This is a genomic window from Pseudomonas farris, assembly GCF_019145235.1.
Lineage (GTDB): Bacteria > Pseudomonadota > Gammaproteobacteria > Pseudomonadales > Pseudomonadaceae > Aquipseudomonas > Aquipseudomonas farris.
Genome location: NZ_JAHSTV010000007.1, coordinates 112,052 through 128,054, shown reverse-complemented (window position 1 = coordinate 128,054; position 16,003 = coordinate 112,052). Strand labels below are relative to the sequence as shown.

General features: G+C 58.4%; 13 protein-coding genes. 1 reads left to right on the top strand and 12 read right to left on the bottom strand.

Annotated features, from left to right (window positions below):
• The 12 genes from nuoC to KVG95_RS16290 form a co-directional block, all read right to left on the bottom strand.
• Positions 1-1,785, bottom strand: a complete 1,785-nt coding sequence (gene nuoC, locus KVG95_RS16345) for an NADH-quinone oxidoreductase subunit C/D (protein ID WP_217857153.1) — start codon at positions 1,783-1,785, stop codon at positions 1-3.
• Positions 1,786-1,857: 72 nt separating this feature from the next.
• On the bottom strand, positions 1,858-2,532 hold the full coding sequence (locus tag KVG95_RS16340; protein ID WP_008014893.1) for a NuoB/complex I 20 kDa subunit family protein: 675 nt from the start codon (positions 2,530-2,532) through the stop codon (positions 1,858-1,860).
• Positions 2,533-2,542: 10 nt separating this feature from the next.
• On the bottom strand, positions 2,543-2,956 hold the full coding sequence (locus KVG95_RS16335; protein WP_007905050.1) for an NADH-quinone oxidoreductase subunit A: 414 nt from the start codon (positions 2,954-2,956) through the stop codon (positions 2,543-2,545).
• A gap of 561 nt (positions 2,957-3,517) precedes the next feature.
• The gene (gene aceA / locus KVG95_RS16330) at positions 3,518-4,843 is read right to left on the bottom strand and encodes an isocitrate lyase (RefSeq protein ID WP_007905048.1); all 1,326 of its coding nucleotides are present in this window, start codon (positions 4,841-4,843) and stop codon (positions 3,518-3,520) included.
• Between the two features lie 510 nt (positions 4,844-5,353).
• Positions 5,354-6,115 carry a secretin N-terminal domain-containing protein gene (locus KVG95_RS16325; RefSeq protein WP_217857152.1) on the bottom strand — a complete coding sequence of 254 codons (762 nt, stop codon included), beginning with the start codon at positions 6,113-6,115 and terminating at the stop codon, positions 5,354-5,356.
• A 243-nt stretch (positions 6,116-6,358) separates the two neighbouring features.
• Positions 6,359-6,784 carry a GNAT family N-acetyltransferase gene (locus KVG95_RS16320; protein WP_007905044.1) on the bottom strand — a complete coding sequence of 142 codons (426 nt, stop codon included), beginning with the start codon at positions 6,782-6,784 and terminating at the stop codon, positions 6,359-6,361.
• Entirely contained in the window at positions 6,777-7,946 is a 1,170-nt protein-coding gene (locus tag KVG95_RS16315) for a ribosomal protein uL16 3-hydroxylase (protein ID WP_217857151.1), read from the bottom strand. Before KVG95_RS16315 ends, KVG95_RS16320 begins: the two co-directional genes overlap by 8 nt.
• A gap of 86 nt (positions 7,947-8,032) precedes the next feature.
• Entirely contained in the window at positions 8,033-9,403 is a 1,371-nt protein-coding gene (purB, locus tag KVG95_RS16310) for an adenylosuccinate lyase (RefSeq protein WP_217857150.1), read from the bottom strand.
• 127 nt (positions 9,404-9,530) lie between these two features.
• Entirely contained in the window at positions 9,531-10,154 is a 624-nt protein-coding gene (gene hflD / locus KVG95_RS16305; RefSeq protein ID WP_048396927.1) for a high frequency lysogenization protein HflD, read from the bottom strand.
• Positions 10,151-11,284 carry a tRNA 2-thiouridine(34) synthase MnmA gene (gene mnmA, locus KVG95_RS16300; protein ID WP_008014884.1) on the bottom strand — a complete coding sequence of 378 codons (1,134 nt, stop codon included), beginning with the start codon at positions 11,282-11,284 and terminating at the stop codon, positions 10,151-10,153. Before mnmA ends, hflD begins: the two co-directional genes overlap by 4 nt.
• Positions 11,285-11,343: 59 nt before the next feature.
• Complete coding sequence (locus KVG95_RS16295; RefSeq protein ID WP_217857149.1) at positions 11,344-11,790, bottom strand: NUDIX hydrolase; 447 nt, start codon at positions 11,788-11,790, stop codon at positions 11,344-11,346.
• A gap of 230 nt (positions 11,791-12,020) precedes the next feature.
• Entirely contained in the window at positions 12,021-14,246 is a 2,226-nt protein-coding gene (locus tag KVG95_RS16290; protein ID WP_217857148.1) for an NADP-dependent isocitrate dehydrogenase, read from the bottom strand.
• Between the two features lie 492 nt (positions 14,247-14,738).
• Between KVG95_RS16290 and icd the strand changes: the two genes are divergently transcribed.
• The gene (gene icd, locus KVG95_RS16285) at positions 14,739-15,995 is read left to right on the top strand and encodes an NADP-dependent isocitrate dehydrogenase (RefSeq protein ID WP_007905029.1); all 1,257 of its coding nucleotides are present in this window, start codon (positions 14,739-14,741) and stop codon (positions 15,993-15,995) included.
• Positions 15,996-16,003 lie beyond the last annotated feature (8 nt).

Sequence of the window (16,003 nt, the reverse complement as noted above, 5' to 3'; positions counted from 1 at the left end):
TTAGCGGTCCACGTCGGCCATAACGAAATCGATACTACCCAGGTACGCGATCAAGTCCGCGACCATGCTGCCTTTGATCACCGAAGGGATCTGCTGCAGGTGCGGGAAGCTTGGAGTACGAATCCGGGTGCGGTAGCTCATGGTGCCGCCATCGCTCGTCAGGTAATAACTGTTGATACCCTTGGTCGCTTCGATCATCTGGAAGGATTCGTTGGCCGGCATGACCGGGCCCCACGAAACTTGCAGGAAGTGCGTGATCAGGGTCTCGATGTGTTGCAGCGTGCGCTCTTTGGGTGGCGGCGTGGTCAGCGGGTGATCCGCCTTGTACGGGCCTTCCGGCATGTTGCGCATGCACTGCTCGATGATCTTGATGCTCTGGCGCATTTCTTCGACGCGAACGATGCAACGGTCGTAGGCATCGCCATTGGCCGCCAGCGGGATTTCGAATTCGAAGTTTTCGTAGCCGGAGTAAGGGCGAGCCTTACGCAGGTCGAAATCGCAACCGGTCGAACGCAGGCCGGCACCGGTGACGCCCCATTCCAGGGCTTCTTTGGTGTTGTAGGCGGCGACGCCGATGGTCCGGCCACGCAGGATGCTGTTGTCCAGTGCGGCTTTCTGGTATTCGTCCAGACGCTTGGGCATCCACTCGACGAAATCCTTGACCAGTTTTTCCCAGCCGCGCGGCAGGTCGTGGGCGACGCCACCGATGCGGTACCAGGCCGGGTGCAGACGGAAACCAGTGATGGCTTCGATCACCGTGTACGCCTTCTGGCGGTCGGTGAAGGTGAAGAACACCGGGGTCATGGCGCCGACGTCCTGGATGTAAGTCCCCAGGAACAGCAAGTGGCTGGTGATCCGGAAGAACTCGGCCATCATGATGCGGATGACGTCGACCTTCTCGGGCACCTTGATGCCGGCCAGCTTCTCGACCGAGAGCACGTACGGCAGGTTGTTCATCACGCCGCCGAGGTAGTCGATACGGTCGGTGTACGGAATGAAGCTGTGCCAGGACTGACGCTCGGCCATCTTCTCGGCACCACGGTGGTGGTAACCGACGTCCGGCACGCAGTCGACGATCTCTTCACCGTCCAGCTGCAGAATGATACGGAATGCACCGTGCGCCGAAGGGTGGTTGGGACCCAGGTTGAGGAACATGTAGTCCTCGTTCGGTCCGGAACGTTTCATGCCCCAGTCTTCAGGCTTGAAGCGCGCGGCTTCTTCCTCAAGCTGTTGCTTGGCCAGGGTCAGGCTGAACGGGTCGAACTCGGTGGCGCGGGCCGGGAAGTCTTTGCGCAGCGGGTGACCTTCCCAGGTCGGCGGCATCATGATGCGGGTCAGGTGCGGGTGACCGGCAAAGTTGATGCCATACATGTCCCACACTTCACGCTCGTACCAGTTGGCGTTCGGCCAGAGACCGGTAACGGTCGGCACGCTGAGGTCGCTCTCGGACAAGGCGACCTTGATCATTACGTCACTATTACGTTCGATCGACATCAAGTGATAGAACACAGTGAAGTCGGCGCCGCTTGGCAGCCCTTGACGCTTGGTGCGCAGACGCTCGTCCACGCCGTGCAGGTCATAGAGCATGACGTACGGCTTGGGCAGGTTGCGCAGGAAGGTCAGGACTTCGACGAGTTTGGCGCGGGCAACCCAAAGCACCGGCATGCCGGTGCGGGTCGGCTGGGCGGTGAACGCCTCCGGGCCAAAACGATTGTTCAGTTCGACGACCACATCCTGGTCGTCTGCCTTATAAGGCGGGATGTACAGAGCACTGCCTGTAGTCATGGTTATTTATCGCTTTCGGTCAACGTAAAGAATGAAGCCAGTTTCTCGTTTCTTTGTAAGAACAGATCTGGATCAGACTTCGTCGGGGCTGCGCAGGTTGGTTACCTGAATACGCTGTTCGCGGCGCTGTTCCTTTTGCGAAGGCATCTCGGCGCGGTAAACGCCTTGATCGCCAACGACCCAGGAAAGTGGGCGACGCTCCTGGCCAATCGACTCCTGCAACAGCATCAAGCCTTGCAGAAAAGCTTCAGGGCGGGGCGGGCAGCCAGGCACGTAGACGTCCACGGGCAGGAACTTGTCCACCCCTTGAACGACGGAGTAGATGTCGTACATGCCACCGGAGTTGGCGCACGAACCCATGGAGATGACCCATTTAGGCTCGAGCATTTGCTCGTAGAGACGCTGAATGATCGGCGCCATCTTGATGAAGCAGGTACCGGCGATAACCATGAAATCCGCCTGACGCGGCGATGCCCGGATAACCTCGGCGCCAAAGCGCGCGATGTCGTGGGGCGCCGTGAAGGCGGTGGTCATTTCCACGTAGCAGCACGAAAGACCGAAGTTATACGGCCACAGGGAGTTCTTGCGCCCCCAGTTGATCGTGCCGTTGAGCACGTCTTCGAGCTTGCCCATGAAAATGTTTTTGTGGACTTGATCTTCTAACGGATCGGAAACGGTTTCCCGTTTGCCAATCGGATACTGCTCGTTAGGAGCATCGGGGTCGATCCTGGTGAGATTGTATTGCATTGCCAAAGCCTCATTGTTTCAGCTTCGCTTGCCGCTTACGACGAGCTTCCGGAGCCCAGTCAAGGGCGCCCACTCGGAATAGGTAGACAAGACCTGCCAACAGAATTGCTATGAAAACGAGAGCTTCGACGAATCCGGTCCAGCCGCTTTCGCGGACGGACACAGACCAGGCAAAGAGAAAAAGGGCTTCGATATCGAAGATCACGAAGAGCATCGCGACCAGATAGAATTTGGCTGAGAGCCGCAAGCGGGCGCCACCGGTAGGTAGCATGCCGGACTCGAACGGTTCGTTTTTGCTGCGGCCCCAGGCTTTTGACCCGAGGAGGCTGGATACGCCGAGCATGAAGGCGCAAAGGCCGCCGACACCCAGAAGGAAAATGGCAAAGCCCCAGTTGTGGGCCATGAGTCCGGTCGCTTCGGGCATGCTGGTAATCCTTAACAGAGAGCAAAGGTCTCTGAGCTTGAAAAGAAACAAAGCAGTGACGATATGTCGCAGCAATCAATCGCGGTGATTTTATGGCTAAACACCGAGCAAGTAAAATTCAGATAGCGAAATTATTTACAAGAATAAGGACATAGCGTGCCTCCAAAGCCCTGTAGCCCATGCCGCTCGGGCATTAGCGGGGGTTTTGTCAAATATGTTTTGTAGGGAATGTAACGAACATAGTTACCGCTAAATGATAATCAATATTATTTGACGTGGTTTTCAAACTGTTTAACGGGTGAGTGGCTGGGAAGTTGTCTTATATGCGTGTTACTGCAAGTAGCGAGCACGGTCGTTTTACCTTATTTTCCGGGTCGTGAAACTGCTCTGGATCAATGTGTTTCGCAAAATTCTGTGGGTTGACACGCTCCCACAGGGTTTTGCAGTGATCGAAAAATCGCAGGCAAAAAAACGCCCCGAACCAGTCGGGGCGTCAGATGAGCGGCTTTGCGGTTAGCTTTTTATTCGGTCCGCAAGGGCCGTTTGCTTAAACGAAGCAGATCAGTGGAACTGTTCTTCTTCGGTCGAACCAGTCAGCGCGGTCACCGAGGATGTGCCACCTTGAATCACGGTGGTCATGTCGTCGAAGTAGCCGGTGCCCACTTCCTGCTGGTGAGCCACGAAGGTGTAACCCTTGGCAGCGTCAGCGAACTCTTGCTCTTGCAGCTTCACGTAGGCAGTCATGTCGTTGCGGGCGTAGTCGTGCGCCAGGTTGAACATGCTGTGCCACATGTTGTGAATGCCGGCCAGGGTGATGAACTGGTGCTTGTAACCCATGGCGGACAGTTCGCGCTGGAACTTGGCGATGGTCGCGTCGTCCAGGTTTTTCTTCCAGTTGAAGGAAGGCGAGCAGTTGTACGACAGCAGTTGGTCCGGGTATTCCTTTTTGATCGCTTCAGCGAAGCGACGAGCCTCGTCCAGATCCGGCTTGGCGGTTTCGCACCAGATCAGGTCGGCGAACGGTGCATAGGCCAGGCCGCGAGCGATGGCCTGGTCGAGACCGGCGCGCACTTTGTAGAAGCCTTCCTGGGTACGTTCGCCAGTCACGAATGGCTGGTCGTACGGGTCGCAATCGGAAGTCAGCAAGTCGGCTGCGTTAGCGTCGGTACGGGCCAGGATGATGGTCGGTGTACCGGCAACGTCAGCTGCCAGACGAGCAGCGGTCAGCTTCTGCACAGCTTCCTGGGTAGGAACCAGTACCTTGCCGCCCATGTGGCCGCATTTTTTCACGGAAGCCAGTTGGTCTTCGAAGTGAACGCCGGCGGCGCCTGCTTCGATCATGCTCTTCATCAGCTCGTAGGCGTTCAGAACGCCACCGAAACCGGCTTCAGCGTCAGCCACGATCGGTGCGAAGTAGTCAATGTAACCTTCGTCGCCCGGGTTCTTGCCGGCTTTCCACTGGATCTGGTCAGCACGACGGAATGAGTTGTTGATGCGCTTGACCACGGTCGGAACCGAATCCACTGGGTACAGCGACTGATCCGGGTACATCGATTCGGCGGAGTTGTTGTCCGCAGCCACTTGCCAGCCCGACAGGTAGATCGCCTGGATACCGGCTTTGACTTGTTGGACAGCCTGGCCGCCGGTCAGGGCGCCCATGCAGTTGACGAAATCTTTCTCAGGACGGAAGGACGGCTTGGCACCCTGGGTTACCAGGTTCCAAAGCTTGTCGGCGCCCATTTTTGCAAAGGTGTGCTCAGGTTGAACCGAGCCACGCAGGCGGACGACGTCAGCAGCGGAGTAATTGCGTGTCACGCCTTTCCAGCGCGGGTTTTCAGCCCAATCTTTTTCGAGGGCTGCAATTTGCTGTTCGCGTGTCAGTGCCATGGGGATAAACCTCGTCGCGTCTTTAATCGAAAGTGGTTCTGGGTGGACAATTCCTGCGTGCCAAATACGCATTTCAAAGGGGCGTAAAAGGCTGCTCGCTGACCAGAAGCTTAGGCGGTCAAGTCGGGTTCGGCGGGGATGGCGACGGGATGAACGATGGGCTCGAGGGGAAAGTGAGCAGGTAAGGGCGAACTGGCGAGCGCATTCGGGCGTCGTGGGCCTTGGTGCGAACTTCAGTGTGGAGCCGGGTTACCTAATACGCTTCCGTCCCTCGGGACAACTTCGTTCCAGTCGGCAACCTCGTCAAACACACCTTGTGGGCGGTACAGACACGAATCGGCTCGCGGGGTAGGTGCGAACAACAACTCGAAAGCCCTTGCCAGGGCCTCTGATTAGCGGGAGCGAGGCCATCATGCCTTTGCTTTTTTGGCTCGTCAAACGTTTTGTAGTGCTTTTTTTTAAGCACTACATCTTTGGTCTAATACGACTAATCAGTCAGTTTTTGGTGCTTTAGTCCAGCGTATCGACTTTCACCCGTAGGGTCATGTCATCCCGGCCTTGAGTCGAGTAGCTGCGGGTCAGGCCTTGTTTGTCGGCTTGAGTCTGGCGATTCACGCCCGCCAGGGTGATCCATTCACCCAGTCGGCCGCTGACAGTTGTGTCGGTGCTTTGCACGTTCACTACATCGGGACGTTCCTGGCTCATCCGGTCACGGTTAGTACTGATTGCCAGATGAACGATGTCGCCGGTGACGCTCGCGGTGACGTAGAAGCCTTGGGTGACGTTGCGGTATTCAGTTTGGCTGCGCAGGTCGCCATAGGAATCGGTCTGGGTGCTGGTGAGCGGCACACTCTGGCCGACCTGGATCAGCGCCGGTGTGCCTTCACTGGCCTGAACCTGCTGGATACCGCCGTCGCGACTGTCGGTGCTGCGGTTGATGATGCGCGTCTGGCTCGGCTTGGCGCCGTTGACCGAGTACCCCTGATCGCCCTGGAAGTTGTTTTCGTTGGTGTCGACGGTGATCAGCAAGCGTTTGGCGGCCACATCGAGTTGGCTGATCAAGGCCTTAAGTTCGTCGATCCTGCGTTGTTCTGCGTTGACAATCAGCTGATTGCCATAGGCGCTGACCTGGCCATCCTTGCCGATGAAATCCTGCGCCACCGGCAGCAGGTCGGCGCTGGTGCGATAGTTCAGGGGCACGATCTCGGTGGCGGCCATGACCGAAAAACTGCAGGTCAGCAGCAGCGTGGTGAGGAGGGTGCGTAGGGACATATCCGTTATCTCCGGCCTTTAAAGTCTTGATATTGCCAGTTTGTCGGCTCGCGGTGGGGCAAGTTGAATCGTAGACAGCAAAACGCCCCGGCATCCGAGGATGGCGGGGCGTTTTGTGGTGTTCTTCAGGGCCTCATCGCGAGCAGGCTCGCTCCCACAGGGTTTTAGGTGTTGTTACAGATTGCAGCAACACCATCAATTCACTGTGGGAGCGAGCCTGCTCGCGATGGCAGCACCTCGGTGTTATGCCGAGTGCCGCACCATGTCCACATGCGGAATCCCGGCTTCCAGGAATTCCTCACTGACCATGCTGAAACCCAAACGCTCATAGAACGCCGTGGCCTGCACTTGCGCGCTCAGCATCTGCTGCTTCAACCCGCGTTCCTCGGCTTCACCGATCACCGCTTGCATCAGCGCATCGCCGACTTTCAAGCCGCGCCAGTCCTTCAGCACCGACACCCGGCCAATGTGACCATCTGGCAGCAGGCGGGCAGTGCCGATCGGGAAGTCGCCTTCAAAGGCCAGAAAGTGGACTGCCGTTGCGTCATCAGCATCCCATTCCAGCTCAGGCGGAACGGATTGCTCGGCGATGAACACCGTCTCACGAATGCGCCGGATCTCGGCGTTGTCCTTTTGCCAGTCTGCGACACGTACGTGAATTTTATTCATCAGCAAACCCCAGGCTGCCTTGCTTGACCAACTCGCACAGCAGGCCGCGACCGTCTTCGTCGCTCAGCCACTCGCCAAGGTTGTCGGTATGCAGGGCGTCGGCGGCGCAGATCATTTTCAGCAGCTCGCGCAGTTTGCCCGGCAGGTAACGGCTCTGGCCGCTGGCGAACAGCAGAAGATCGTCATCGACTTCAGACCAGGCCATGCGCGCGCTCGGGTTGCGGATCAGGATCGCGCCTTGCTCGAGGCTGGCGAGCAAGTCTTCTTCTTCGATCTCTTCCGGGCCAGCCACCAGCTCAGGGTAGCGCGGCTCGGTCATGAATTGGCCGAACCAGGTCAGCAGCAAGCGCTCGTCGCTCATGTGCTCGGCCAGCAGGCTTTTCAGGCGATCGAGGGCGTCGTGCTGGATCTGATGAGGATCGACCGCCGGCAGGGCGTCGGCGTCGGTGTAACGCTCTTCGTCCGACAGGAACTGGCTGAGGAAGTCGGTGAAGTGGGTCAGCACTTCACTGGCGCTCGGCGCGCGGAAACCGACCGAGTAAGTCATGCAATCGTCAACGGCCACGCCGCAGTGAGCCAGGCGCGGCGGCAGGTAGAGCATGTCGCCCGGTTCCAGAACCCACTCATCGGTGGCTTCGAAATCAGCGAGGATGCGCAAGTCGGCGTGTTGCAGCAGCTTGCTCTCGGAATCGCACATCTGGCCGATTTTCCAGTTGCGCTTGCCGTGGCCTTGCAGCAGGAACACGTCGTAGTTGTCGAAGTGCGGACCCACGCTGCCACCTGGAGCAGCGAAGCTGATCATCACGTCGTCGATGCGCCAGCTCGGCAGGAAACGGAAGTTTTCCAGCAGTTCGCTGACTTCCGGCACGAACTGATCAACGGCTTGAACCAGCAGGGTCCACTCGCGTTCCGGCAACTTGCTGAATTCGTCTTCGGCGAACGGGCCGCGGCGCAATTCCCAAGGGCGCTCGCCGTGCTCGATGATCAGGCGCGATTCGACTTCTTCTTCCAGCGCCAGGCCGGCCAGTTCGTCGGCGTCGATCGGGCTTTCGAAATCAGGGATCGCCTGACGGATCAGCAGGGGTTTTTTCTGCCAGTAGTCACGCAGGAATTCGCGCGCCGTGATGCCGCCCAGAAGTTGAAGAGGAATGTCAGGATTCATGTGTAACCTATTGAAAAAAAGCACTTTTCAGACGGGAATAAAAACGCCCGGCGCTGCCGGGCGTCTCAAACGGGTACAGCGGTCGATCAGATGCGTTTGGCTTGCGCTACAGCGTTGCCGATGTAGTTTGCCGGGGTGAGCAGCTTCAGCTCAGCCTTGGCTTGCGCAGGCATGTCCAGGCCGTCGATGAAGGTCTGCAGCGCTTCAGGGCTGATGCCCTTGCCGCGAGTCAGCTCTTTCAATTTCTCGTACGGGTTTTCGATGTTGTAGCGGCGCATCACAGTCTGGATCGGCTCGGCCAACACTTCCCAGCACGCGTCCAGGTCAGCAGCAATCTTCTGCTGGTTGAGCTCCAGTTTGCTGATGCCTTTGAGGCTGGCTTCGTACGCGATCACGCTGTGGGCGAAGCCGACACCAAGGTTGCGCAGTACGGTGGAGTCGGTCAGGTCACGCTGCCAGCGGGAGATCGGCAGCTTGCTCGCCAGGTGCTGGAACAGTGCGTTGGCGATACCCAGGTTGCCTTCGGAGTTTTCGAAGTCGATCGGGTTGACCTTGTGCGGCATGGTCGACGAACCGATTTCGCCAGCGATGGTGCGCTGTTTGAAATAACCCAGGGAGATGTAGCCCCAGATGTCGCGGTCGAAGTCGATCAGGATGGTGTTGAAGCGCGCGATCGCGTCGAACAGCTCGGCGATGTAGTCGTGCGGTTCGATCTGCGTGGTGTACGGGTTGAAGCCCAGGCCCAGCTCGTCTTCGATGAAGGCGCGGGCGTTGGCTTCCCAGTCGATCTCAGGGTAGGCCGACAGGTGAGCGTTGTAGTTGCCGACAGCGCCGTTGATTTTGCCCAGCAGCGGAACGGCGGCGACTTGAGCGATTTGACGCTCCAGACGATAAACCACGTTCGCCAGTTCTTTGCCCAGGGTGGTCGGCGAGGCCGGTTGACCGTGGGTGCGCGACAGCATTGGCACGTCAGCGAAACGGATGGCCAGCTCGCGGATGGCGTCGCTGGTCTGGCGCATCAGCGGCAGCATCACATCATCACGGCCTTCGCGCAGCATCAGGGCGTGGGACAGGTTGTTGATGTCCTCGCTGGTGCAGGCAAAGTGGATGAATTCGCTGACGGCAGCCAGTTCTGGCAGCTTGGCCGCTTGCTCTTTGAGCAGGTACTCAATGGCTTTGACGTCGTGGTTGGTGGTGCGCTCGATCTCTTTGACACGCTCGGCGTGCTCCAGAGAGAAGTTTTCCGCCAGGGTGTTCAACACAGCGTTGGCTTCGGCGGAGAACGCCGGCACTTCGCTGATGGCAGGGTGAGCGGCCAGGCGCTGGAGCCAACGCACTTCAACCAGAACGCGGGCACGGATCAGACCGTATTCGCTGAAAATTGGGCGCAGGGCCTGGGTTTTGCCGGCGTAGCGGCCGTCAACAGGGGAAACCGCAGTGAGCGAAGAGAGCTGCATGGGGTGTTCTCGGACAGTCGGGCAACGAAATGGGGCGCGTATCATACATGAAAAAATCCGCCGGTCCGTTGCCAACTGACCGGCGTATTACGCGTTACTGACTACAAAGCGGTATTGCAGGCGCGGTTCAGCTGCTGCGCATCAGCGGGTAAAGCTCTTTAAGCAACTTGCGCCGGCTGATCACCAACTGCCAGCGATGACCGCCCAACTGCCGCCACAGGCGTGCCGAACGGATCCCGGCCAGCAGCAGCGCGCGAATCTTCGAAGCATTGCTCGGTTGCTGCAGGTTGCGCATGTCGCCATGCACCTGAATCCGTTGGCGCAGGGTGCTCAGGGTGTCCTGATACAGCGCACCGCAGGCGGCGATTACGTTTTCATGAGCCGGGCCGAAGTGTTCGACCTGAGACTGGATCTGTGGCAAACGCTTGCCGATCACTTCCAACATGTCTTCGCGCTTGGCCAATTGACGCTCCAGCCCCAGCATTGACAGGGCATAGCGCAGCGGTTCGCGCTGAAGGGTGCTGGGGTCGCGCTCCAGAGCGCCGATCAAGGCGCGGTAGCCTTCACGCAGGTTGATGTCGTCACCGCCATAGACTTCCAGCGTGTCCTTGGGGTCGCGAATCAGCAGGCTGCCGAGCATGCAGGTCAGGCCGGCTTCGTTGGTCTGGCCGCTCTTGGCGATTTTGTCGACCAGTACGGCGGCGAGAAACACGCCGCCCAGGGCTGTCAATTGCTCCTGAGTCGGGCTCATGAACGCTGACCCTTGCTGGTCCAGGGTTCGGCCACTTCGATCACGCCACCGCCGAGGCAGATTTCACCGTCGTAGAACACCACGGATTGGCCTGGGGTGACCGCGCGTTGCGGGTCATCGAAGGTCGCGCGGTAGCCGGTGGCAGTCTTTTCCAGTGTGCAAGGCTGGTCGCTCTGGCGATAACGCACTTTGGCGGTCAGCTTGCGCGGCTCGGTCAAGTCGATCGGGTTGACCCAATAGATGTCCGAGGCGAGCAGGGCGCGGGAGAACAAATAAGGGTGATCGTTGCCCTGGCCAACGATCAGTTCGTTGTGTTCCAGGTCCTTGATCAGCACGTACCACGGCTCGTCACTGGCGTCTTTCAAGCCGCCTATGCCCAAGCCCTGGCGTTGGCCGATGGTGTGATACATCAAGCCATGGTGACGGCCGATGACTTCGCCTTCGGTGGTCTTGATCTCGCCTGGCTGGGCCGGCAGGTATTGCTTGAGGAAGTCGCTGAAGCGGCGTTCGCCGATAAAGCAGATCCCGGTGGAATCCTTTTTCTTCGCGGTGGCCAGGTCATGTTTCTCGGCAATCGCGCGCACTTCGGGTTTTTCCAGTTCGCCGACCGGGAACAGAGTCTTGGCAATCTGTTCGCCGCCGACGGCGTGCAGGAAGTAGCTCTGGTCCTTGTTCGGATCCAGGCCCTTGAGCAATTCGGTGCGGCCATCGATGTCACGGCGACGTACGTAGTGGCCGGTGGCGATCAGGTCGGCACCGAGCATCATGGCGTAGTCGAGGAACGCCTTGAACTTGATTTCGCGGTTGCAGAGGATGTCCGGGTTCGGCGTGCGGCCGGCCTTGTATTCGGCCAGGAAATGCTCGAACACGTTGTCCCAGTACTCGGCGGCGAAGTTGGCGGTGTGCAGCTTGATGCCAATCTTGTCGCACACGGCCTGAGCATCCGCCAGGTCATCCATGGCGGTGCAGTATTCCGTTCCATCGTCTTCTTCCCAGTTCTTCATGAACAGGCCTTCCACCTCATAACCCTGCTCAATCAGCAGGAGAGCGGAAACGGAAGAGTCCACGCCGCCGGACATGCCGACAATGACGCGCTTCTTTTGTGTGTCAGAAGGGGCTGGATCACGCATAGGGATTCAATGAGTGTCTTTAAAAAGGACGCGATTCTAGCAGGCCGAAGCCCGCAAGGCTAAAGAGAAGGGCGGATCAGTTCGAGACCGAAGTGTTTGCCGTCCAGATAATCATCGATACAACGGATGATCAGCTCACTGCGCCAGTTTGCGCGCTGTTGCAGCAGTTCGTCACGCGTCAGCCATTTTGCGCCGACGATACCGTCATCCAGCTGATAGTCCGGGTGGTGTTTGAGCGGTTTTGCGGTGAAGCAGACCCGCTGGTAAGCCACGCCGTTGCTCGGGGCGGTGTAGAGATAAATGCCCACCACGCCTGTCGGCTTGACGTCCCAGCCGGTTTCCTCAAGGGTTTCACGCACGGCGGCTTCGATCAGGGTTTCGTCCGGGTCCAAATGGCCGGCCGGTTGGTTAAGCACCGTTTGTCCGTGCTTGAGTTCTTCGACCATCAGGAAGCGACCATTGTCTTCGACGATGGTGGCGACGGTGATGTGGGGTAGCCAATCCATGAAGCTTCCTCGAATTTTGAATATTGAAACACGGTCAATGTGGGAGCGGCGGTGCGACGATTCGACTTGCTCGCGAAAGCGGTGGGTCAGCCAGCATGAATGTTGAATGATAAACCGCATTCGCGAGCAAGCCCGCTCCCACATTGGTCCAGTGTTCACATTGGAAGGGTGTGAACGCCAGAAACAGAAACCCCGGCACTGGGCCGGGGCTTCTTTGCATCCTTACAACCTTAAACCAGCGCAGCGATCGCGGCGTTGAAGGTGTTGCTCGGGCGCATGGCCTTGCTGATCAGCTCGGCATTGGCGTGGTAGTAACCGCCGATGTCCACTGGCTTGCCCTGAACGGCGTTGAGCTCGGCAACGATGGTCGCTTCGTTCTCGGTCAGGGTTTTGGCCAGTTCGCCAAACTGCGCTTGCAGTGCAGTGTCTTCGGTCTGGGCGGCCAGGGCTTGAGCCCAGTACAGCGCCAGGTAGAAGTGGCTGCCGCGGTTGTCGATGTTGCCGACTTTGCGCGATGGCGACTTGTTGTTGTCCAGGAACTGGCCAGTGGCCTGATCCAGGGTCTTGGCCAGCACCAGTGCTTTAGGGTTGTTGTAGGTAACACCCAAGTGCTCAAGGGAAGCGGCCAGGGCCAGGAACTCGCCCAGGGAATCCCAGCGCAGGAAGTTTTCTTCCAGCAGCTGTTGAACGTGCTTCGGAGCCGAACCGCCAGCGCCGGTTTCGAACAGACCGCCGCCGTTCATCAGCGGAACGATCGACAGCATCTTGGCGCTGGTGCCCAGTTCCATGATCGGGAACAGGTCGGTCAGGTAGTCGCGCAATACGTTGCCGGTCACCGAAATGGTGTCCTTGCCTTCGCGGGTGCGATCCAGGGTGAACTTCATCGCGTCGACAGGCGACATGATGCGGATGTCCAGGCCGGAAGTGTCGTGTTCCTTCAGGTATGCCTGAACTTTCTCGATCACTACGCCATCGTGGGCGCGCATTGGGTCCAGCCAGAAAATGGCTGGAGTTGCGCTTGCACGGGCACGGTTGACGGCCAGTTTGACCCAATCCTGGATCGGCGCGTCTTTGGTCTGGCACATGCGGAAGATGTCGCCGGCTTCAACCGACTGTTCCAGCAGAGTGCGGCCAGCGCTGTCGGAAACCCGAACTACGCCGTTTGCCTTGATCTGGAAAGTCTTGTCGTGGGAGCCGTACTCTTCGGCTTTCTTCGCCATCAGGCCAACGTTCGGCACGCTGCCCATGGTGGTTGGATCAAAAGCGCCGTTAGCCTTGCAGTCTTCGATCACTGCCTGGTAGATGGTGGCGTAGCAGCGATCCGGGATCACAGCCTTGGTGTCGTGCAGTTGACCGTCAGTGCCCCACATCTTGCCGGAGTCACGGATCATCGCCGGCATCGAGGCGTCGACGATGACGTCGCTCGGCACGTGCAGGTTGGTGATGCCTTTGTCGGAGTTGACCATGGCCAACGACGGACGAACGGCGTAGACCGCCTGGATGTCCGCTTCGATCTGCGCTTGCTGATCGCTAGGCAGGGCTTTGATGCGAGCGTACAGGTCGCCGATGCCGTTGTTCAGGTTGAAGCCAATCTGTGCCAGCACGTCTGCGTGCTTGGCCAGTGCGTCTTTATAGAACTCGGCAACGATCTGGCCGAACATGATCGGGTCGGAGACCTTCATCATGGTGGCTTTCAGGTGAACCGACAGCAGCACGCCTTTGGCTTTGGCGTCTTCGATCTCGGCCGCGATGAAGCTGCGCAGCGCTTTTTTGCTCAGAACGGCGCAATCGAGGATCTCACCGGCTTGCACGGTGGTTTTTTCTTTCAGGACGGTGGTGGTGCCGTCTTGAGCGATCAGTTCGATTTTGACGGCGTCAGCGGCGTCGATCAGGGCGGCTTTTTCGCTGCCGTAGAAATCGCCGGTGCTCATGTGAGCGACGTGGGACTTGGAGTCTTTTGCCCAGGCGCCCATTTTGTGCGGGTGCTTGCGCGCATAGTTCTTGACCGACAGTGGCGCGCGACGATCAGAGTTGCCTTCGCGCAGAACCGGGTTCACGGCGCTGCCCTTGATTTTGTCGTAACGGGATTTGGCGAGCTTGTCGGCATCGCTGGTCACGGTTTCCGGGTAGTCCGGCAGTGCGAAGCCCTGGGCTTGCAGCTCTTTGATCGCGGCCTGCAGTTGCGGAACCGAAGCGCTGATGTTCGGCAGCTTGATGATGTTGGCTTCAGGCGTAACGGCCAGGTCGCCCAGTTCGGCGAGGTGGTCGGCTACGGCTTTGTCACCCAATTGCTCGGGGAAGCTGGCCAGAATGCGCCCTGCAAGAGAGATATCGCGGGTTTCAACGGCGATATCAGCCGAGGCGGTGAAAGCCTCTACGATAGGCAACAGTGAATAGGTGGCGAGGGCTGGGGCTTCGTCGGTGAAGGTATAGATGATCTTCGAGCGGGTGGGCATATTCGGATTAACTCTCTCTTCTTTGCTAAAGCGTGCGCAGAAACTCGAGGGGCGCCGGGTAAGCGCGTTCGTTCAAAGTCATCCATGAGCCGAATGTCGAGATTCTTCGCGGTGATGTTGGGTGCATCAGTCGAGCGTCAAGCGGGTGGACTGCGGTAACAATCCGGCTTATTCGGGCCCAACGTCTTGTGATAGAGCGGTCGGCCGTCGTGACTCTGTGGTCAGCGGCGGCATTATACATAGGTAGCTGGCAATCTGCCGATGGTTCATATGCAACGTTTTTCGTCCATTGGTCTAAAGGTCGCAGGCCGGTGTGGGGCGTAGAGTCGTTCGCCGTGCTTGAGTTTGGCGCTTTTCCCTTTGCTTTCAGGCTTGTACGTTGCGAACTGTGCAGCTTTGCGGCAGATGGGTGGAACATAGGGTTTGCGCGCCGATTTAACTGGGGTACGCTCGAACGCAGCCAGATGTTCAATCCAAACAATGGAGTACAGCATGGGATACAAGAAGATTCAGGTTCCAGCCGTCGGCGACAAAATCACCGTCAACGCGGACCATTCTCTCAATGTTCCTAACAACCCGATCATCCCCTTCATCGAAGGCGATGGTATTGGCGTTGATATCAGCCCGGTCATGATCAAGGTTGTCGATGCTGCTGTTAAGAAGGCTTACGGCGGCGAGCGCAAAATTTCCTGGATGGAAGTCTACGCCGGGGAGAAAGCGACTCAGGTTTACGATCAGGACACCTGGCTGCCTCAGGAAACCCTGGACGCGGTCAAGGATTACGTGGTTTCCATCAAGGGCCCTCTGACCACGCCGGTCGGCGGCGGCATTCGTTCGCTGAACGTGGCCCTGCGTCAGCAGCTCGACCTGTATGTCTGCCTGCGCCCGGTGCGCTGGTTCGAAGGCGTACCGAGCCCGGTCAAGAAGCCAGGCGACGTCGACATGACCATCTTCCGTGAAAACTCGGAAGACATTTATGCCGGTATCGAATGGAAAGCCGGTTCGCCGGAAGCGACCAAGGTCATCAAGTTCCTTAAAGAAGAAATGGGCGTCACCAAGATCCGTTTCGACGAAAACTGCGGTATCGGCGTCAAGCCGGTTTCCCTGGAAGGCACCAAGCGTCTGGCGCGCAAGGCTCTGCAGTATGTGGTCGACAACGACCGCGATTCGCTGACCATCGTGCACAAAGGCAACATCATGAAGTTCACCGAAGGTGCCTTCAAGGAATGGGCCTACGAAGTGGCCGCTGAAGAATTCGGCGCGACCCTGCTCGACGGCGGTCCGTGGATGCAGTTCAAGAACCCGAAAACCGGCAAGAACGTCATCGTCAAGGACGCCATCGCCGACGCCATGCTCCAGCAGATCCTGCTGCGCCCGGCCGAGTACGATGTGATTGCGACCCTGAACCTCAATGGCGACTACCTCTCCGACGCCCTGGCGGCCGAAGTGGGCGGTATCGGTATCGCGCCGGGTGCCAACCTGTCCGACACCGTGGCCATGTTTGAAGCGACCCACGGGACTGCGCCGAAGTACGCCGGCAAGGACCAGGTCAACCCGGGTTCGTTGATCCTGTCCGCCGAGATGATGCTGCGTCACATGGGCTGGACCGAAGCGGCCGATTTGATCATCAAAGGCACCAACGGCGCGATCTCCGCGAAAACCGTGACCTATGACTTCGAACGTCTGATGGAGGGCGCGAAACTGCTGTCGTCTTCCGCGTTTGGTGATGCGTTGATCTCGCACATGTAAGCCAGCTG